At 57.0% G+C, this 20335-nt stretch carries 15 protein-coding genes and 1 riboswitch; of the genes, 2 read left to right on the top strand and 13 right to left on the bottom strand.

Annotated features, from left to right (window positions below):
- Positions 1-494: 494 nt before the first annotated feature.
- From WMO26_RS08695 to WMO26_RS13605, 13 genes are all read right to left on the bottom strand, one after another.
- A complete protein-coding gene (locus tag WMO26_RS08695; protein ID WP_349219669.1) occupies positions 495-1097 on the bottom strand; it encodes a TIGR04100 family radical SAM protein in 603 nt (200 codons plus the stop codon).
- Positions 1094-1900, bottom strand: a complete 807-nt coding sequence (locus tag WMO26_RS08690; protein WP_349219668.1) for a TatD family hydrolase — start codon at positions 1898-1900, stop codon at positions 1094-1096. Before WMO26_RS08690 ends, WMO26_RS08695 begins: the two co-directional genes overlap by 4 nt.
- Before the next feature lie 175 nt (positions 1901-2075).
- A complete protein-coding gene (gene metG, locus WMO26_RS08685) occupies positions 2076-4046 on the bottom strand; it encodes a methionine--tRNA ligase (protein WP_494338189.1) in 1971 nt (656 codons plus the stop codon).
- A gap of 119 nt (positions 4047-4165) precedes the next feature.
- Positions 4166-4885, bottom strand: a complete 720-nt coding sequence (locus WMO26_RS08680; protein WP_349219666.1) for an ECF transporter S component — start codon at positions 4883-4885, stop codon at positions 4166-4168.
- On the bottom strand, positions 4849-6534 hold the full coding sequence (locus tag WMO26_RS08675; protein WP_349219665.1) for an ABC transporter ATP-binding protein: 1686 nt from the start codon (positions 6532-6534) through the stop codon (positions 4849-4851). Before WMO26_RS08675 ends, WMO26_RS08680 begins: the two co-directional genes overlap by 37 nt.
- Complete coding sequence (locus tag WMO26_RS08670) at positions 6507-7397, bottom strand: energy-coupling factor transporter transmembrane component T (protein ID WP_349219663.1); 891 nt, start codon at positions 7395-7397, stop codon at positions 6507-6509. The genes WMO26_RS08675 and WMO26_RS08670 overlap by 28 nt, the downstream gene beginning before the upstream one ends.
- Entirely contained in the window at positions 7394-8179 is a 786-nt protein-coding gene (locus tag WMO26_RS08665; RefSeq protein ID WP_349219661.1) for a DUF4430 domain-containing protein, read from the bottom strand. The genes WMO26_RS08670 and WMO26_RS08665 overlap by 4 nt, the downstream gene beginning before the upstream one ends.
- Before the next feature lie 89 nt (positions 8180-8268).
- Entirely contained in the window at positions 8269-9753 is a 1485-nt protein-coding gene (locus WMO26_RS08660) for a prenyltransferase/squalene oxidase repeat-containing protein (protein ID WP_349219660.1), read from the bottom strand.
- A gap of 156 nt (positions 9754-9909) precedes the next feature.
- A riboswitch (cobalamin riboswitch) is annotated at positions 9910-10096 on the bottom strand.
- 98 nt (positions 10097-10194) lie between these two features.
- Positions 10195-12846, bottom strand: a complete 2652-nt coding sequence (locus WMO26_RS08655; protein ID WP_435431552.1) for a DUF4118 domain-containing protein — start codon at positions 12844-12846, stop codon at positions 10195-10197.
- Positions 12847-13034: 188 nt separating this feature from the next.
- Entirely contained in the window at positions 13035-13691 is a 657-nt protein-coding gene (locus WMO26_RS08650; RefSeq protein WP_349219656.1) for a potassium-transporting ATPase subunit C, read from the bottom strand.
- 15 nt (positions 13692-13706) lie between these two features.
- Positions 13707-15764 (bottom strand): potassium-transporting ATPase subunit KdpB, encoded by a 2058-nt coding sequence (kdpB, locus tag WMO26_RS08645; RefSeq protein WP_349219654.1) that lies wholly within the window; start codon positions 15762-15764, stop codon positions 13707-13709.
- Positions 15765-15776: 12 nt separating this feature from the next.
- Complete coding sequence (kdpA, locus tag WMO26_RS08640; protein WP_349219653.1) at positions 15777-17462, bottom strand: potassium-transporting ATPase subunit KdpA; 1686 nt, start codon at positions 17460-17462, stop codon at positions 15777-15779.
- On the bottom strand, positions 17459-17548 hold the full coding sequence (locus tag WMO26_RS13605; protein WP_353963368.1) for a potassium-transporting ATPase subunit F: 90 nt from the start codon (positions 17546-17548) through the stop codon (positions 17459-17461). Before WMO26_RS13605 ends, kdpA begins: the two co-directional genes overlap by 4 nt.
- Before the next feature lie 484 nt (positions 17549-18032).
- On the opposite strand from WMO26_RS13605, the gene WMO26_RS08635 reads away from it, so the two are divergent.
- Together WMO26_RS08635 and WMO26_RS08630 are read left to right on the top strand one after the other, a co-directional pair.
- Positions 18033-19571 carry a DUF4118 domain-containing protein gene (locus WMO26_RS08635; RefSeq protein WP_349219651.1) on the top strand — a complete coding sequence of 513 codons (1539 nt, stop codon included), beginning with the start codon at positions 18033-18035 and terminating at the stop codon, positions 19569-19571.
- Complete coding sequence (locus WMO26_RS08630) at positions 19564-20253, top strand: response regulator (protein WP_349219649.1); 690 nt, start codon at positions 19564-19566, stop codon at positions 20251-20253. Before WMO26_RS08635 ends, WMO26_RS08630 begins: the two co-directional genes overlap by 8 nt.
- Positions 20254-20335: the final 82 nt, after the last annotated feature.

Raw genomic sequence — 20335 nt, 5'->3', positions numbered from 1 at the left:
ATGACACGCTGGTTTTACCGGTTTTATTCTACCATACAAATTTGAAAATTGCAAACAAACGTTCCTTTTGTATGAATATTTTTCACAAAATGCACTGCCATATATTGTTTTAAGATTATTCATATCGATTTCATATCTCGGCAAAAGAACCTGATTATAATCTAAATGTACCCCGAAGAGAAACGGAGCCGCACCGTTCGCGTGGGTACATATACCCTCCTCAAAGCACCCCTCAAGCTAAAGAAAGAAAAACCGGGTCCGAAATGGACCCGGTTTTTCTTTTATTTTCTTTGCGCACCCGATACGAGCGGCGCACAACGGCAGGCAGGGAAAGAAAGCCTTCCTATGCAAAAGCCTGCGCCGTTTCGCAAGTATTCCAGCCTGTCCTCGCGGCAATCGGAAGTCCCGGTTGGCCCCGCTTTGGCGAGGCGGCTGTAACTGCCTTGCCAGCCTGCGGTATCGCCATTTTAAGGCCAGCGGATATGTATCTCTTGTCACGGAATGTATTTTCGCACTCGAAACTCGGTTCCCGCCGTCTCTGCCAGGACCCGGCATTTCTCGATTTCCTCTTTGCCGATGGTGTCCACCACCGAGAGCACCACCCGCGGCACATACGCTTTTGCTTCCTTTGCAAACTGCAAAAGAGCCGGATGGGCTTTGAGGCCGAACTTCGGGTGGCAAATCCGGTCGTAATCCTCGGGAGTGGCGCTGTTGAGGCTGATGGAAAGTACGTCCACCAGACCCTTTAGCTGTGGCGCCGTTTTTCGCCCGTGAATCAAGTCGGACAGGCCGTTGGTATTGACGCGGATTTTAAGCGACGGATGCCGCTCCTTGAGCGCACGGCTGACTGCACACAGCTCGTCGATTCGCTCGAGAGGCTCGCCGTACCCGCAGAACACCAGTTCCTTGTACCGGCTCAAATCCCGCTTCTCAATGTCCTCGATGATTTCCTGAACACTCGGCTCCCGATCGAGCCACAGGCTCTCGGCAGTGCCGTAGCTGGAGCCGTGAGTGCGCACGCAGAACTCACAGGCATTGGGGCAGCGGTTGGTGATGTTCACGTACAGGGAATTGCCCACTTCATAGGTAATGGTCATAACTGTCTCTCACTCTCTGTCATGTAAAGTAACGAGGATTCCGGGATATCAAAAAGCGCGCAGGTGTTTTTCCGGCACTGGTCCACAAGCGTCTGCGCGTCCATTCCCCGCTCTGCCGCAATTTTCTGCGCCGTAAGCGGGATGAACGTGGAATCGTTTCGTTTGCCGCGGAAAGGGACCGGCGTCATATACGGGCAGTCGGTTTCCAGAAGGAGCCGGTCGAGAGGCACTTCCCTGGCCACCTCCACCGGCACCCGGGCATTTTTGAAGGTGACAGCGCCGCCAAGACCGATGTACATACCCAACGCCACTGTTTCCCTCATCAGTTCCACGCTGCCGGAAAAGCAGTGCATCACGCCCTTGGGACGGGCTTTTCGCAAAATTTCCATCATGTCCCCATGGGCTTCCCGGTCGTGTAAAATCACTGGGAGGCCGCAGTCCTTAGCAAGGGCAAGCTGCTTGATCAGCAGCTGCTTTTGCAGGTCTCTTGGAGAAAAGTCATAGTGATAGTCAAGGCCGATTTCGCCCACGGCCACCACCTTGGGATTTTCGATCAGGGCACAAAGCTGCTCGTACCAGTCCGCCGGGGCCTTTGCCGCCTCGTGGGGATGAATGCCCGCTGCGGCAAACACAAAAGGATACTTCTGCGCAAGCGCGATGCTTTCTAGGGCGGTAGGCAGGTCGGACGCGCAGTTGATTACTCCGCAGATGCCCTGCTTTGGCAGGCTCTGCAGCAGAGCATCCCGGTCCTCCCGGAAGGCCTCATCGTCATAATGGGCGTGGGAATCAAAAATGCCATACATAGGAACCCTCCTTTGGGTTTGATGACAACAGGGCGGGAAAGCAAATTGCTTTCCCGCCGTTTTTCATTTCTTCGGCTTTCCCGGTTCGAAATTGGTTCAAAATAAGCAGGCTGGGGCAGACGCAAAAACGCTCTTGCTTTTACCGGCTTTCCTCATCTGCAAACCCGGTTTTCTCTTACCGGATTTTGGCGCCTGCGGGCACCGCATCGTCCAAAAAGACCACCCGTACATCGTCCTCAGCCGCATCTGCCGCCAAAATCATACCGCAGCTTTCCACGCCGCGCAGCTTGGCGGGTTTTAAGTTCGCCACCAGGATGACGGTCTTGCCCACCAGATCATCGGGCCGGTACCATTTGGCGATGCCGGAAACCACCTGCCGGATGCCTTCCCCGTCGTCGAGCTCCAGACGCAGAAGCTTGTCGGACTTTTTGACCGGTTCGCAAAGCTTAATTTTCGCCGCGCGCAGCTCGACCTTCGCAAAGTCCTCAATGCCGATGAGCGTGGCGATCCCTTGGGGCTTTTCTTCCTGTTTCGGGGCCTTCTCCGCTTTCTTTTCCACCGTGTGGCCGGCGGCGTCCAGGCCCGTGAGCTTTTCCAATTCCGCAAGCTCTTTTTTCATATCAATGCGGGGGAAAAGGGCGGCACCCTTCTTCACCGTCAAATCCTCCGGCAGCAAGCCCCATACGGCTGTCTCCTGCCACTTGGCGTCCGCCCCCGACAGGCCCAGGCCTTCCAAAATCACCGGCGTGGTGGAAGGCATAAACGGGGCAATGAGGATGGCGCTGATGCGGATGCATTCCGCCAGATTATAGAGCACCGTAGCCAGGCGGGGCGTTTTCGCCTCGTCCTTGGCCAAGGCCCAGGGCATGGTCTCGTCGATGTACTTATTGGTTCTCGAAATCAGCTTCCATATTTCCGCAAGGGCACTGGAGAACTGCATGTTGTCCAGATATTTCTCCGCGTTTTCCTTGGTGGCCTTGGCAAGGGAAATCAGGTCCTCGTCAATGGGCTGGGCCTCCCGCTCTGTGGGAAGCGTCCCGGCAAAATACTTTTCGATCATCGCCTGGGTGCGGGATACCAGGTTTCCAAGGTCGTTGGCCAAGTCGGAATTGATGCGGCTGACCAGGGCTTCGTTGGTAAAGTTGCCGTCCGACCCGAAGGGGATTTCCCGCAAAAGGAAATAGCGGATGGCGTCCACCCCGTACCGCTCGCACAGGACCACAGGGTCCACCACATTCCCCTTGGACTTGCTCATCTTGCCCCCGCCGATGACCAGCCAGCCGTGGCCGAACACCTTCTTAGGCAGCGGAAGGTTGAGCGCCATAAGCATGGCGGGCCAGATGATGGTGTGAAACCGTACGATTTCCTTGCCTACCAGGTGCACGTCGGCGGGCCAGTATTTCCGATAGAGAGAATCGTCGCCGGAGCCGTAGCCCAGAGCGGTGATGTAGTTGCTCAACGCGTCGATCCACACGTAAACCACGTGCTTCGGGTCAAAGTCCACGGGAATGCCCCAGGTGAAAGAGGTGCGGGAAACGCACAAGTCCTCCAGGCCGGGCTTAATGAAGTTGTTGATCATTTCGTTGAGCCTGGACTGGGGCTCGACAAAATCCGGATGGTCCTTATAATACTCCACCAGCTTGTCGGCATAGGCGGAGAGCTTAAAGAAATACGCTTCCTCCTCCGACCGCTTGACCTCCCGGCCGCAGTCGGGACACTTGCCGTCCTTTAACTGGGTTTCGGTCCAGAAGGATTCGCAGGGAGTGCAGTACCACCCTTCGTAATGCCCTTTGTAGATGTCCCCCTGGTCGTAGAGCTGCTTGAAAATCTTCTTGACCGCTTCCTCGTGATAACCGTCGGTGGTGCGGATGAACTTGTCGTTGGAGATGTTGAGCAGTTTCCACAGCTTGAGGATGCCGTCGACAATGTCGTCCACATACTGCTTGGGCGTGACCCCTTTGGCCTTCGCCTTGTCCTCAATTTTCTGGCCGTGCTCGTCGGTGCCGGTCAAAAACATCACGTCATATCCCTGCATTCGCTTATACCGCGCCATGGTATCGGCCGCAACGGTGCAATAGGCGTGCCCGATGTGCAGCTTGTCGGACGGGTAGTAGATTGGCGTCGTGATGTAAAAGGTTTTGCTCATAATGGTTCCTCCTCGCAGTTTTGGATATGACGTCTATAAAGAATTATTATACCAGATTCTTTCTGAAATTCAACCGAAGGGCCCAAACAAAGGAAAAAGCGGACGAAACGTCCGCTTTTTTAAGAATCCCGCAAAAGGCCGTATTTGATCTGAATCCGCGAAAGCTTCTCCAGCATGGGCTTCGAAAGGACCAGCAAAAACACCACGGTGGAAGCCGCATGGATCAGGTCCATGGGCAGGCCGGTCAGGTAAGAGGTGAGCACCGCCCCCCAGGTGAGCTTGGATGAGCCCAAAAGCACGGAAGCCGGGTTCATGATGCCGCCGTAAATCACAAGGGTGCAAAGCCCGCCGAAGACGCATAGGGAGATGCGCCCGGGTTTGAGCCTTCCTTCCCGGAAGAGGAGGCCCGCCAAAAAGCCCACGATGCCAAAGCAGAACATTTGCCACGGAGTCCAGGGGCCTTGGCCGAAGAAAAAGTTGGACACAAAGGCGGAGACCGCGCCGGTCAGAAATCCCGCCTGGGGCCCAAGCGCCACCCCCGCAAGAATGACGACGGCCATCATAGGCTTGACTTGCGGAAGCATGAAGAAGGCCGCCCGGCCCGCCACCGCGATGGCGCAGAGCACGGCGATCACCACCAGCTCCCTGGCCTGGGGCTTTCGCTTCTCAAAAAGAAGGAAAAAGGGAACCATGGTGTAGACAATCAGCAGAAGGCTGATAAAGTAATAGGCCCGGTCGTGCAGGACGAAGACGCCAAGCAGGATGGTGGCGGGAACCAGCACCAGAACCAGGAATAGAGAAATCAAGGTCTTGACGGGGAAACGCCGTTTTCGCGGCATAGGGCAATCACCTCCTCGTTGGTCACCGCGTCCGCAAACAGATGGCGGGCCATCCGGTTGGCGGCGGTGGTATAGAACCGGTTGCCGGAGAAGAAGGCCTTGGGCTCTCCCTGGGAGACGATGGACCCGTCGAAGAAAAGGGCGCACCGGTGGGCGTACTTGGCGCAAAACTCAATGTCGTGGGAAACGAGCAGCACTGTGACCCCCTGGCCGCAAAGGCGGGTTAAGATACCGCTGAGGATCTCCTTATAGTGGTTGTCGAGTCCTTTGGTGGGTTCGTCCAGCAGCAGAATCCGCGGCTCTAAGAGCAATGCCTTGGCCAAAGCCGCCCGCTGCTGCTCGCCGCCGCTGACGTCGTAGGGATGGGCGTCGAGCAGGTCCTCAATTTGGGCCAGCTTCGCCGTCTCTATCAGCCGGGCGTCCGCCGACTGGCGGCCGCACCCCTGCAGCATCTCCATCAGGTCCTCCCGGATGGTCTTTTTGACAAAGAGGGCCTGGGGGTTCTGCGGCAGCATGGCAAGACATCGGTCGAAAAGCTCCCCGGCCTTATATTTTCCGATCTCCTTTCCCCGAATGCGCACCTTGCCGCGCAGAGGGCGGTTTTGACCGGTGAGCAGGGTGAGCAGGGTGGTCTTTCCCGCCCCGTTCTGCCCCATCACGGCGAAAATGCTCCCCTTGTCCACCGTCAGGGACAGGTCCTTGATGACGTCGGGGCCGGTTTTCTCGTAGCGAAACCACACGTCTTTCAGTTCCAGAGCGGGCTCGCCTTTCCCCTTCGGCGCAGGGCTGTCCGGCAGCGCCTTGACCTTAGGCGGGTTCTCCCGAAACAGGTTAGACAAAAACTGCCGCCCTTCCCGCACAGTCAGCGGGCATGGGGGCGGCGCGTCCAAGGCAGCGTAAATCTGCATGGGGGCGGGCATAGACGCGAACATGTGGTGGTCAAGGGCCTTGAGCCTCTCCCCCGCTTCCTTGGGCGGCGCGTCCACCAGGATACGGCCCTCGTCCAGAACCACCACCCGGTCGGCCATGGGGACGGCTTCCTCCAGCCGGTGCTCGGTCAAAAGAACCGTCACTCCCAGCTCCCGGTTGATTTTTCGCACCGTCTGCAAAAACTCCGCCGCGGCGATGGGGTCAAGCTGGGAGGTGGGCTCGTCGAGCAGGAGAAGGCGAGGCTGCATGGCCATGATGGAGGCCAGGTTCAACAGCTGTTTTTGCCCGCCGGACAGGTCAGCCACGTTCTTATGAAACCAGGGGCCGATGCCGAAGAAGCTGGCCATCTCCGCCACCCTCAGGCGGATGGCGGCGTTTTCCACTCCCAGGCTTTCCAGGCCGAAGGCCAGCTCGTGCCAGACCTTATCGGTCACCAGCTGGTTGTCCGGGTTTTGCAGGACAAAACCGATTTTCGCCGCCTGGTCCCGGGGGGAAAGGGCGGCGATGGGCTGGCCGAACAGGCGAATTTCCCCGCTTTTCTCCCCATGGGGGGCCAAGGCGGGTTTGCACTGCCGAAGAAGCGTGGTTTTCCCGCAGCCGGACTTGCCGCATAAGACCGCAAGCTCCCCTTCCTTGACCGAAAGAGTTACGCCGCGAAGGGCGGGCGTTTTTCGGTTTGGGTAAGAAAAGGTCAGGTTTTCGAGAGCAACCGCCGCCATTTTAGCGCCTCCTTTCCATCCAGAATCAGCGGGGTCAGGCACAAAAGGGCGTATCCCGCATAAATAACCGCGCTCAGGCCAGTCACCTCTTTTTGAACGAGGCGGGGGAAATACTGCATGCTGTTTTCCCCCAAGGCCGCCCCGGCGAACACCAGCACAAGCAAACTAAGCAGGCCGAGAAAAACCGCCGTGTCCCTCCGGTCAAACCGGTAAAGGGAGAAGCTGGTCCGCCCTTTGAGCCCATAACCCCGGGCCTTCATGGAATCGGCCGTGTCGACGGCGTTTTCCAGCGCCCAGGTGGTAAGAATGGAGAGAATCTGCATGCCGTTTTTCGCCCGGCGCAGAAGGCTCCCTGCCCCCGGGTCCCGTCCCACACAGCGCTGGGCCTGAGCGATGACCCTCGCCTGGGCCTTGAAGCGGGGCACAAACCGCAGGCACATGGACAGCAGCATGGACAAGGCCGGGATCACCCGGCCGAACAGGGAAAGGAACTTATCGGAAGTCATCACGGCGTTGTAGCAGGAGAACCACAAAAGCACCGAAGCGAACATCACCGCCGCCGCCAGGCCGTAGCAGACCGCTTCCAGGGTGATGGGATTGTCGTTTACATACACGAGAACGGTCACCCCGTCGTGATTGAAGGCGGGGTTGATGAGAGCCACCAGGAGCATCATGGGCAGTAACCCCAAAAGGCTGAATTTTATCGCTCGCACGCCGTTTAACCGCACGGCATAGGCGAGGGAGCAGACAAAGGAAATGCCCAGAAAAACTGGGTGGAGAAAGAACATGGAGAATAGGAGCACCGCGGCGAAAAACAAAAAATTCACCGCCGGATGGTAGGAGGAAAAGCCGCTGTTCGTCATTCGCTTCCCTCCACGACCCCCACGTCCCCCTTGACCACGGTATAGTCCCATTCCACCCGGTCGCCGTCCTTAAGCTGGTAGGCCGCGCAGCTCATTCCCGGCGTTTGGCCGTTGACCCGGTACATCCAGCCGCCGGTTTCGCCGCAGTCTTTTTCCCGCAGGTTCTGGATGGAGGTGATGTAGATGGTCTTAAACAGGGCGTTGCCGCTTTTGGTAAGTGGGATGCCCGCCGCGTCCGCCTCCCTTTTGAGCACGTCGTAGACGCTCTCGCCTTCCTGGAAGGTCACCTGGCGGGCGGCGTAAATAACGCCGGAGGCAGGGACGAATTCTCTGCGGGCAGGGTCGAGCAGATCCATATGCTTGAGAATGTTGTCGCACCGGATGGAAAGGGTACAGGTGAGGGTTTGAGGCACACCGGGCGAGGGGACGGACGCCTCTCCCCCGCCCTGAGAGGAACTGCCTTGGCTTTGGGCGGACGAACCGTCCGCGGGCTGCTGGGGGGCCTTGCTTTGCGGGGAGGACGGCTTTGACGAAGCCGGGTCGCTTTCGCCCCCGTCTGCCGGCTGGGAGGACGTGGAGTCGCCGTCCGGCTGGGAAGGCGCTTGCGGCAAAGAGGATTCCTCGGGTAAAGTGCTGATTGCGCTTTGAGGCAGGGACTGGGTGGAAAGAGAACTGCTCTCTGCCGGCCGGTCCTGAGGAAACTCCACCTTGCAGCCGGAGAACAGCACCGCCGCCGCCAGCAAGAGCAGCAGCCACGCCCAGCGTTTGGTTTGGTTCTTCATACGAATCCTCCCTGTGCATTCAGCAACCGGGTATTTCCGCTTGATTCAAACGGAAACACCCGGTTTTTTAATCGGTTGTTCGAGACTCTTTATGCGTTTGCTTTTCTGCGCAGGGCGATCACGGCCGCCGCGCTTAGGCCCAGCAGCACCACCGCCGAAGCAGCTGCCGGCACGCCGGTGGGCGGAGAGGGCTCCGCGTCGCTGTTCGCCGTGATCAGGCTGACGGTGAGAAGATATTCGGTGACGGCGCCGGCGCGGCCGGTGACCGTTACGGTCAGCTTGCCGCCGTCTGCAACGGCCAGCTCCTGGCCCACGGCAACGTCCGCCGTATCATAGGGGCCCATTGGAAGGTTCGCCACTTTGACCGAGGCAGTCCCCGCCGGCAGGGTGACGGCATATTCCGTCTGCCCGGCAGTCACCGGGACTTCGATGGTCTCGCCGTTCGCCTCCAGGACAAACCGGGTGGCGTCGGTCTCCGCCCGGAAATCAAAGAGGTCGCGCTGGTTTGCACGCAGGCGGGTATAGGCGGCAAGGGTGTAGGCCACCTGCTCGGTGGACATGGCGCCGCTGCCGAAGCTGCCATCTTCGTTGCGGTGACGCAGAATGCCGTCGATAAGGGTCTTGCCGTCTTCGGTGACAAAGCGGCTGTCCTGGGCGGGGTCAATTCCCAGCGCGCACAGACCGATGACCAGCTGAACGGTGGCTTCCGGGCCTACGGACCAGGGGGAATACAGATCGCCGGTGGCCAGCTGCTGGGGCACGAGGCTTTCGATGGCTTCGTCCACCACCTGGCGCACCGTCTTTTGGCAGGCGGCGGGAGCGCCGTCCGGATCCTTCTGGACGGCGGAGGTGTAGGAATACACCTTGTCGGAGGTATAGTACGGGGCCAGGGCCTGGATGGCCATGCCGGTCATGTCCGGGTCGGAGCTATCTCCAAACCACGCGAATCCGCCGGTGGTGGTCTGGTTCTCCAGGATGCCCTGAATGATGTCGTCCCGGTCGTAAAGCGCGTCTAAGGGCACCTCATAACGCATAGTATCCAGCGCCAGCAGGCCATAAATCAAAGCGTTGACGCCTTGGTTGGGAAGGACCCCCTGTCCGTTCTCATCTTTGCGGTTATAGACGCCGTCGGCAATCAGGTTGATGGGGTTGCCGTTTTGGTCCTCCCCAACATGGGTGGGGTCCCCTCCGCAGGCAAGGACGCCAAAGGTAATGCGGTGCCAGTCGGTGGTATTGCGAAAGGCGTTAGCACTGCCGTTTTCCTTGTATTTTTGCTGCACATAGGCGGTCAGGGCAGTCAGGTACCGGGAATAGTCCTCTTTCAGCCCGGCCCGGCTGGCAGCCAGCACCAGCCATTCCCCGCCGATGCCCGCCGTCTCCAGAAAAGCGTCATTTAATAAAGTATCTTCCCCCAGCTTCGCCCACTCGAGCGCGCCGAAAAGGGCGTCGTGGAGTTCCTGGTCGCTTACAGCCGCGGCTTTCACCGGTTCCTGGGCCGCCGCGGGCAGCGCCGCCGACAAAAGCAGCGTCAGCGCCAGCAGAACGCCCAGCATGGTTTTACTCAGATGTTTCATTTTACGAATCCCTCCGCTTCTAATTTTCCATCCTACCGCGCCGCCTTCTTTCCGGCAAAAGAAAAAAGGACCGAAATCCGGTCCTTTTACGCAACGCAAGACGCTGCCTTTCAAAGGCAGCCGCTCTCAAACGCCATGTATTTTCCCACCGAAAATCTGTGCGACTCGTCTGCGGCAGGTCTCCTGGCTCGAAGATCGTCCTTTTGCGCCTTTGCCTTCCCAGTTTCCCAGTGGCATTTGAAAAAGCGCTTCGTCCCTTCTTACAGTAGCGGGGGCTGCTGCGGCTTTGCACCGCATTCCCTATTCTTGCAGCAAGCTGCAACCGGCAGACGTACGATATTAGGTTTGGCTTTAGTATAGCCTTTTTCCTGTCCCTCTGTCAAGCACAGTTAAGCTTTGCCGCAAATCTTCAGAAAAAAACGCAAATTTGCAAGGATTTTCTCAAAGCGGCAGGGTAAAACCGATGACTGCGCCCCCATCCTTGTTGTTTTTGGCGCGCATCTCACCGCCGTGGGCGTTGACGATGGATTTGCACAGAGAAAGGCCGATGCCGCCGTTTAAAGCGGCGGTGGCGTCGGCGTCAAACAGATGGGCCACCTTCTCCTTGGCGATTCCGCTGCCATGGTCGCACACCTCAATGAGCACGGTGCGGATGCGCTTTTGGATGCGGATATCGACGGCGGTATCCGCCGGGGAATGCTGCACGGCGTTTTCCATCAGGTTCATCAGCACCTGCTCAATCAGCGTGGCGTCCATGAAAACAAGGAGAGAGGGATCCGCTGCATAAACGGAAAAAATACGGTCCGGATATCGGTTTTTCATCCGGGCGGCCGCTTCCTCCGCCACCGCCTTGACACGTTCGGGAACCTTTTTGAGAGGTAGGCTTCCCTCCCGCAGCCGGGTGACCGAAAGCAAGTTTTCCACCATGCGCATTAACCATGCCGATTCCTTCTCGATGTAGCCCGCCAGTTTTGCGTCCGTTCGATCCTCTCTGACCAGGGTTTCGCTAGCCTTGTGAATCTCAGTCAAGGGCTGGCGCAGATCATGGGAGATGGCGCGCAGAAGATTGTTGCGCATTTTCTCCTTCTCGGAATCCACGCTTACCTGCCGCTGCTCGTCGGACAGGCGCTGGCGCTCCAGGGCCATAGCCACCTGGGAAATGATCATCCGCAGAAAGGCCCGGCTGTCCGGACTCAATGCCCCCTTTTCACAGGAAACGCCCAGCACACCCAGCACGCTGCCCTGGGACATAACCGGCGTATAAAACCCGTAAGCCCCCTGCAGGGTATCGGTGCCGCAGCCCGCCCGCTTGCGGTTGAGAAACACCCATTGGACCACCGCCTTTTCCTCTTCGCTCAGAAGGGTTTCGGCACTGCGTTCATCCTCCGCCTCCAGCAGTACGCCGCCGGGCTGGCCGTCCTTGTCCATGGTATAAAAGACCGCCGAACGGCCGAACAGCTTGACGATATAGCCGTTGACCAGATTGACGATGTTGCGCAGACCTCGGGTGGAAAGAAGCTTTTTATTGATTTCGTATAAAATCTGGGTGCGCTGCTCCCGGGCGGCGGAATTTTGCACTTGTTTTTTGATGCGCACGGTCAGGGCGCTGGTGATTACCGCCAGGCAGAGCATGATGACAAAGGTGATGGGATACCCGGTCTTCATAAAATCGAAGGTAAAATACGGATAGGTGTCGATGATGTTGAAACCGATTAGACCAATGACCGATGCGAGGATGCCGTAAAGATACCCGGTGGTAAAGCGCGAAATAAGCACCACGGAAAGAATGTAGACGATGGCGCTGTTCTGCGCGCCGATATCCGCCCCCCGCAGAAGGATGGAAACGACAGTGGCTCCCGCCAGAACCAGAAGGGTTTTGAGCAGGTCCGCCACAGAAAAAGGAAAGCTGTTTTTAACGTCCACATGCCCCGGCTTTTTATAGGGAATTTCCCGGCGGCCGGCGTCGGGGATGATGTGCACCTCTACGTCGCTCAGTTCCCCGATGAGCCGGTCCTCGAAATCCTCCTCGAAGCAGTGAAGAATTCCCCGTTTTCGCCGGCTTTTGCCAATAACGATGTTGGTAATGCCGTTTAGCTGAGCGTACCGGGCGGCCACGAGCACCACGTCCTCCCCGTAGAGGGTGACCACCTGGGCACCAAGCTGTTCGGCCAGGGTCATATGATCGCGCAGGATTTTCTTTTCCTCCAGAGATGCGTTTTCGGTCTCGGGGGTTTCCACGAACACCGCCGTCCAGGGCGCATGGAAGGACTCCGCCATCCGGGCGGCTACTCGGATGTTTTTCGCCGAGGAGGGGGACATGCCGATGAGGACCAAAAGCTTCGTGCTTCCCGTGCGGGCAGCGGGACCGTTTTTGGCCGCGCTGTCCCGGTAGATGCGGTCGGCGGTGCGGCGCATGGAGATTTCCCGCAGGGTGTCCAGGTTTTGGCGAGTAAAGAAGTGGTGCATGGCGGTGGCGGCCCGGTCTGGCCGGTAGATCTTCCCGCTTTGAAACCGCTTTAAGAGCTCTTCCGGCTCGATGTCGATGAGTTCCACCTTCTGGGCATCGTCGAAGATGGAATCGGGCACCGTTTCCCGCACCGAGACATTGGTGATCTCCTGAATGACGTCGTTGAGGCTTTCAATGTGCTGGACGTTGACAGTGGTGTATACGTCGATGCCCGCGTTGAGAAGCTCCTCCACGTCCTGATAACGCTTTTTGTTGCGTACGCCGACGGCGTTGGAATGGGCCAGTTCGTCTACCAGAATCACCTGGGGATGCCTTTTTAAGGCTGCGTCCAGGTCGAACTCCCGCAGAATAATATTTTTATAGGGGATTTCCTTGACTGGGAGAATCGGCAGCCCTTCCACCAGGCGCATGGTTTCCGCCCGGGTATGGGGCTCGATGTAGCCTACCACCACGTCCACTCCGCTGTCGAGCAAATCGTGGGCTTCCTGGAGCATGGCGTAGGTCTTGCCAACACCGGCGCAGTAGCCAAAAAAGATTTTCAGCTTGCCTTTGTTCTGTTTTGGTTCTTCTGTACTGACCTGTTCGAGCAGCGCATCGGGATCCGGGCGCAGTTCGTCTTCGGACACAACGGTCATCCCCTCTCTTATAAAAATGGCAAAGCGCGCTTTGAATTCGTTTTTCAAAGCGCTCTGCCCAACGGCCGCGCGCTCTTTCGGACGAAACGCCCGAGCAAAGAACACGGCCGGTTGCGATTATAGACGAGCCGCCCTTGCGCTTTCTAAAAAGTACAAAGGCGGCGGGTACTGTAGAACGGTTACGCAATGTATCCGTCCAGCTCCAGATTTACCAGCAATACGTTGACCGCCGGTTCTCCGAAAATCCACAGGAAACGGCCGGAGGTATGCTTTTCAATAATCTTGCGCACATCCTCCTCGCTCATGCCCCGCTCCCTCGCCAGACGGCTGACTTGATATTCGGCCGCTTCGGGAGAAATCTGCGGGTCCACGCCGCTGCCGGAAACGGTCAGCAGGTCCATGGGGATGTCGGCGGTGTTGGAAGGATCGAGCTCATGAAAGAAGTCGATGCGCTCCTGCACCATCTGGGCATGCTCCTCGCTTTCCGGGGAAAGGTTGGTGGGCGCGCCGGGAGTAGGCCGGCCGATCAGGTACTGAGGGCTCGTGAATTCCTGCCCCATGTAGGCCGAACCGATGGCCACCGTTTCCCCGGCCGGATAGACCTGGGTGGATTCCTCTCCGGTTTCTTCGTCGGTGGTGGTGACAGTCAAATCCTTTTTCAGAGTCACGGTGATGATGCTGCCGTTTGCCTGGTCGTGGAAGAACAGCTGGGAAATGCCGGTCACCAGGAGCGGGTAAATCACGCCGCACAGCAGGGTAAGCACCAGCACGCAGATGAGCGCCGGTTTTAAAACCCGCATTTTTTCCTTCTTGGCGGGCACTTGTGTTTTCTCCATGCTTGTTTTCCTCCTTTATACGATGCCGAAGAAGGTCAGAATCATATCAATCAGTTTGATGGCGATAAAGGGAGCGACGATTCCGCCCAGGCCGTAGATGAGCACATTGCGTTTGAGCATCTTGCCGGCGGAAACTTCCCGGTATTTGACGCCCTTGAGAGACAAGGGAATGAGCGCCACGATAATCAGGGCATTATAGATGATGGCTGACAGAATGGCGGAGGTGGCGCTGGTCAGATGCATAAAGTTGAGAGCCGCAAGCTGGGGGAAAATTCCCGCGAAGAGCACCGGAATGATGGCGAAGTACTTGGCCACGTCGTTGGCGATGGAGAAGGTGGTCAAGGCGCCGCGGGTCATCAGAAGCTGTTTGCCGATGCGCACCACTTCAATCAGTTTGGTGGGGCTGGAATCCAGGTCCACCATGTTGCCCGCTTCCTTGGCCGCCTGGGTACCGGAGTTCATAGCGACCGCCACGTCCGCCTGTGCCAGGGCCGGGGCGTCGTTGGTGCCGTCGCCAGTCATAGCGACCAGATGGCCTTCCTTTTGGTACTGGCGGATGAGCTCGAGCTTGGTTTCCGGAGTGGCCTCCGCCATAAAGTCGTCCACACCCGCTTCCGCGGCGATGGCGGCGGCGGTCATGGGATTGTCACCGGTGATCATGATGGTCTTGATGCCGATCTTGCGCAGGTCCTCAAACTTTTCCTTGACGCCGTTTTTGACGATGTCCTTGAGGTACACCACGCCCAGCACCTTGCCGTTTCTGGCGACAACCAAGGGCGTGCCGCCGGCATTTGCCACCTGCTCGACCATGGTCTGGCACTCCTGGGGGTATTCTCCGCCCTTTTGCTCTACGTAGGCCTTTACCGCGTCGGCGGCGCCTTTGCGGATCTCTTCTCCATCCAAGTCCACGCCGCTCATGCGGGTTTTGGCAGAGAACTCAATGAATTTCGCGTGTTTATCCGACAGGTCCCGGCCGCGGATGCCAAAGCGTTCCTTGGCCAAAACCACGATGCTGCGGCCTTCCGCCGTTTCGTCCGCCAGGGAGGAAAGCTGGGCCGCATCGGCCAGATCCCTTTCGGTAACACCGGAAACGGGCAGAAACTCGCTGGCCTGGCGGTTTCCCAGGGTGATAGTGCCGGTCTTATCCAAAAGCAGCACGTCCACATCGCCCGCCGCTTCGATGGCCCGGCCGCTCATGGCCAGGACATTCGCCTGGTTTAAACGGCTCATACCGGCGATGCCGATGGAGGAAAGGAGAGCGCCGATGGTGGTGGGCGCTAAGCAGACAAGGAGAGCAACAATGTTCGTCAGGGAAACGGCGCTGCCGGCCCCGGCCTGCTCGCTTGAAAACTCGGAGAAGGGCAACAGGGTGGCCGCCACCGCTAGGAAGATGATGGTCAGGGTAACCAGCAAAATCTGCAGGGCAATTTCGTTAGGGGTTTTTTTGCGGGAGGCCCCCTCCACCATGGCGATCATTTTATCCAGGAAGCTGTTGCCCGCCTGGGCGGTAACCTTGACCACCAGCCAGTCGGACACTACCGTGGTGCCGCCGGTAACCGCGCTGCGGTCGCCGCCAGACTCACGGATGACCGGGGCCGACTCGCCGGTGATGGCGCTTTCGTCCACCGAAGCGACGCCTTCAATGACCTCGCCGTCCATAGGCACCTGTTCGCCGGCGCTTACCAGAACCACGTCGCCGGGTTTCAATTCATTGGAGAGCACCTCGGTATAGTCCGCGTCGGGCCGGGGCTCCTTGAGCTTTTTGGCCTTGCAGTCCCGGCGGGACCGGCGCAGGGTATCCGCCTGCGCCCGGCCGCGGCCTTCAGCGATGGCTTCCGCGAAGTTTGCAAACAGGACGGTAAACCAGAGGATAAATGCAATGGTGAGTACATACCAGCCTTCGCCGTCCTTGATACCGGCAAAGGTGAGGAAATACAGGGCGGTGATGAAGATGGCGCCGATGTAAACTACCAGCATCACCGGGTTTTTAATCTGAATCCGGGGGGACAGCTTGCGAAACGACTGCCCTACCGCATCCAGATAGATGTCTTTTTTCGAATGGGTCTGTTTCATCGTGATCCCCCTTTAACCTAAGGTTGTAAAGAATTCGGCAATCGGACCCAGAGCCAGCGCCGGCAGGAAGCTCAGAGCACCCACAAGAAGGACGACGGCGATCAGAAGTCCCACAAACATGCCGTTGGAGGTGGAGAGAGTTCCGTCGCTGACCGGCACAATCTTTTTCTTCGCCAGGTTGCCGCCCAGGAAAATAATCGCCACCATGGGGACGAATCGGACGATGAGCATAACCAAGCCGGTAAGAATGTTGGTAAAGGGTGTGTTCGCGTTAAAACCGGCAAAGGCGCTGCCGTTGTTGCCGCCGGTGGAGGCATAGGTATAGAGAATTTCTGAGAACCCGTGGGGGCCGGAGTTGGTAAGCCACTCTGGCGTCTGGGGATTCATAACGGTGAGCATAGGACCGATAAGCATAAGAAGAGGCGGGGCCAGAATCACAAGGCACACCATCTTCATGTCAAAGGCTTCGATCTTCTTTCCTAAGTACTCGGGAGTACGGCCCACCATGAGGCCGGCGATGAACACCGCCAGCAATGCAAAGGCCAGCATTCCGTAAAGGCCGCAGCCCACGCCGCCGAAGACCACTTCACCCAGCTGCATGAGGAACATGGGAATCATACCGCCAAGCGGCGTAAAAGAGTCGTGCATAGCGTTTACCGAGCCGTTGGACGCGCCAGTGGTTACCGCCGCCCACAGGCTGGAAGCACCTACGCCGTTGCGCACTTCCTTGCCCTCCATGTTGCCAGACACCACAGCGCCGTCAAACTGGGGCGCGGTGAAAATCTCAGCCGCCGTAACGCCGATGAGAGCGACAACGAACAAAATAAGCATAGCGAGAAAAATCGCCCGGCCTTGCTTGCTGTCTTTGACCGCTTTGCCGAAGGAGAAGCACAGGCCAACCGGGATGATGTAGATGGACCAGCATTCCAGCAGGTTAGAGAATGCGGTGGGGTTTTCCAACGGGAAGGCGGAATTGACACCGAAGAAGCCGCCGCCGTTGGTACCCAACTGCTTGATGGCGATCTGGCTGGCCGCCGGGCCTACTGGAACGCTCCCGGCCGCGCCTTCCAAAGTAACAATATCGTGATAGGAACTGAAGGTCTGCACCACGCCCTGAGAGACCAGCAGAACGGCCACGATCAGGGAGAGAGGCAGAAGGATATATACGGTACTGCGGATCAGGTCCGCCCAGAAGTTGCCGATGGTTCTGCACTGGCGGCGGGTAAAGCCCTTGATGAGGGCGAAGAGCACCGCGATACCGGTGGCGGCGGAAACAAAGTTCTGCACGCCCAGGCCCAGCATCTGGGTCAGGTAAGAAAGGGTGGACTCGCCGGAATACGCCTGCCAGTTGGTGTTGGTAACGAAACTGGATGTGGTGTTAAAGGCTAAGTCCGCGCTGGTGCCGGGCAGTCCTTCGGGGTTTAACGGCAGAAAGCCCTGACACAGATGCAGCAAAAACAAGAAAATGAATCCAAACAGAGAAAATGCCAATGCGGATAACGCGTATTTTTTCGCGCCCATTTCTTCGTTGGGGTTGACGCCCATCACCTTATAGGTAACGTTCTCCACCGGACGAAGGATCCGGGTGAGAAAAACCTTTTTGCCAAGCATAACCTTGTACATGTAGATGCCCAAGGGAATGCCAAGGCCGATGAGCAAAATCAGAAACCCCACGTCCTGCATAATTACATAGCTCATAGCTTCTCACCTCGAAACAGTACATAGAACAAATACGAAAGCAGTGCAAGCGCCAGCACGCCTGCGATGGCTACAACAGCTTCCATTTTTCTTGCTCCTTTTCAGTTTATTTTTGAACAGGATGTATTATAGAGCCTTTGCAGTAAAAACGGTGTGAAGGTACAGACAAGGCACATTAAGATTTCGTTAAGAACAAGACGGCATTCCTTGTTTTGACAAACCACAGCCGGTTCGTGGAAATTCTACTGGTGATTCTCACCAAGGGCCGCCGGCAATACAGGAAACGCCTTTCTTCTTCCTCTGCGTACCCTGGGGCCTATTTTCATTTGCATTTTTAAAAGCTTGATTGATCTTAATGGAATCTTTATGTGATCGTTCTTCTTCTTTATGCAGGGTTTATTTTCGCGATGCTATAATGAATACAAATAAAAACAAACGGGTTTTTGCCTAAGCTATCAGCAGAAACCCGTTTGTTTTTATTTCCCGTTTTTTTATGGGAGACTTTTGCTGAATGAAAAAACAGTGTATAATAAGGTATACGTTACCTTTGCAGAAAGGGCGGAGATGGGGATGAACACATCCGTTTCGGCGGCCAGCCGGTTTTGGATCAACTTTCTCAAGACAGCGGGGATTTTGCTTCTCTGCACATTGATTTCCATCGGGTTTAAACACCTGGAAAGCGTTCGGGAAGAAAATATATTAATGGTATATCTGACCGGGGTGCTTCTGGTAAATATCAGTACGAAGGGTTACGGCTGGGGATTTTTCTCCTCAGTGGTATGCGTCTTCGCCTTCAATTTCTTCTTTACCGACCCGGTGTGGACGTTCCTGGTAAGCGATCCCAACTATATCATCACCTTTCTCATTTTTCTGGTGATCTCTACTCTTACCGGTACCCTGGCCAAGCGGCTGCAGCAGCACGCGGATACGGCCAAACGCAACGAGCGTCAGGCCAGGCGGCTGTACGAAATCAGCAAACGGTATTTGAATTTGACGAGCGTGGAGGAAATCGCCTTGCACGCCTTAAAAATCCTAAGCGAATACCAGTACCGGTGCATTCTTTATCTGGAAAGCGACGACAAGGACGGACAGGGGCTGCGCGTGGTTTCCTTTGACGGGGAGGACGCAAAAGTGGCCGACATGAACCGGGACCTGGCCAAGTGGTGCTTCTCTCATAAAGAGGCGTGCGGCTGCGGCACCGGCCATTATAAGAACTCCAGCTGGCAGTTCACTCCTCTGCAAAGCAGCAACCATGTGCTGGGAGTGGCGTCTTTTTACAGGGGAGACCAAAAGTGGAGTGAAGATCGCTCCCTTTTTCTGAACACCGTCCTGTCCCAGGCGGCGATGGCCATCGAGCGCGAACAGCTTCGCCGCCAACAGGAAGAAATCCGCATGGAAATTGAAAAAGAAAAGCTCCGAAGCAATCTGCTGCGTTCCATTTCCCACGACCTGCGCACCCCGCTGACCGGTATTGCCGGATCTACCAGCTTTCTGATGGAATCCTTCGGCGAGCTAGACCGGGACACGGTTAAGAGTCTCTTGTCCGACATCACAAATGACGCCATGTGGCTCAACAACATGGTGGAGAACCTACTGAACATGACCCGGATTCAGGACGGCCGGCTTCTCATCCAAAAGCAGGACGAGGTGGTGGACGACATTGTATCCGAAGCCTGCGGCAGGGCTGCAAAACAGCAGAGGGAGCACCGGCTGTCTATCCAGATGCCGGACGAGCTGCTTTTGGTTCCTATGGACGGCCGGCTGATGGTGCAGGTGCTGGTGAATCTTCTGGACAACGCCTTTCAGCACACGAAGCCCGACAGCCAGATTCTGCTGCGGGTATTCCGCCAGAAAAATGAAGCGGTATTTGAAGTGTCCGACAACGGCGGCGGAATCGATCCCACCCTGCTTCCCCATATCTTCGAAAGCTTCGTCTCCTCGAGAACGGAGAAGTCGGATTCCTCCCGGGGCGTAGGGCTGGGGCTGTCCATCTGCAAGTCGGTCATCGAAGCCCACGGCGGCAGGATCACCGCCCAAAACAACGCCCACGGCGGAGCCACCTTCCGCTTCACACTTCCTCTCGATAAGGAGGCGCAACCGGATGAATAACGAGCCCAGCATTCTCATCATTGAGGACGATAAGAACATTCAAAATTTTCTGTCCATCTCCCTGAAAACCAACGGTTACCGCCACGAGACGGCGGCCACCGGCTTAGAGGGGATTTCCCTCTTTCTCTCCAATAATCCCGATCTGATTCTTCTGGATTTGGGGCTGCCGGATATTGACGGGCTTAAGGTGCTCGAGCAGATCCGAAGCTTTTCCGACGTGCCGGTGATCGTAGTGTCGGCCAGAGGGCAGGAGAAAGAAAAGGTGCAGGCGCTGGACATGGGGGCGGACGATTACATTACCAAGCCCTTTTACATCAACGAGCTGCTGGCCCGCATCCGGGTGGCGCTGCGCAAGCACCAGCCTAAGGTAGCCAGAAACAGCGTGTTTACTCTGGACACGCTGACCATCGACTTTGAAAAGCGCAAGGTGTTTGTGGAGGGTAAGGAAGTCCATCTGACCCCGATTGAATATAAGCTGCTGGTGTTGCTGGTGGACAATGCCGGAAAGGTGCTCACACACAGCTTCATCAACAAGCAGGTCTGGGGGTACAGCAACGTGGAGGAACCCCAGTCTCTGCGGGTATTCATGGCCAACATCCGCCGCAAAATCGAGAAGGATACCACCCATCCCCGGTATATCCTGACCGAGGTGGGCGTGGGGTACCGGTTTGTAGACGAATAACCGCCTTGAGGTCTTCTTTTACATGCTTGGCCCGGTGATCTTTATAAAAGAAATAAAAAGGGCCCGGCGACGAAGAAATTCG

This window comes from Solibaculum intestinale (genome assembly GCF_040096205.1).
GTDB classification, from domain to species: Bacteria; Bacillota; Clostridia; order Oscillospirales; family Acutalibacteraceae; genus Solibaculum_A; species Solibaculum_A intestinale.
The sequence above is the reverse complement of the archived record's forward strand: the minus strand, read 5'-3'. Positions and strand labels throughout refer to the sequence as shown.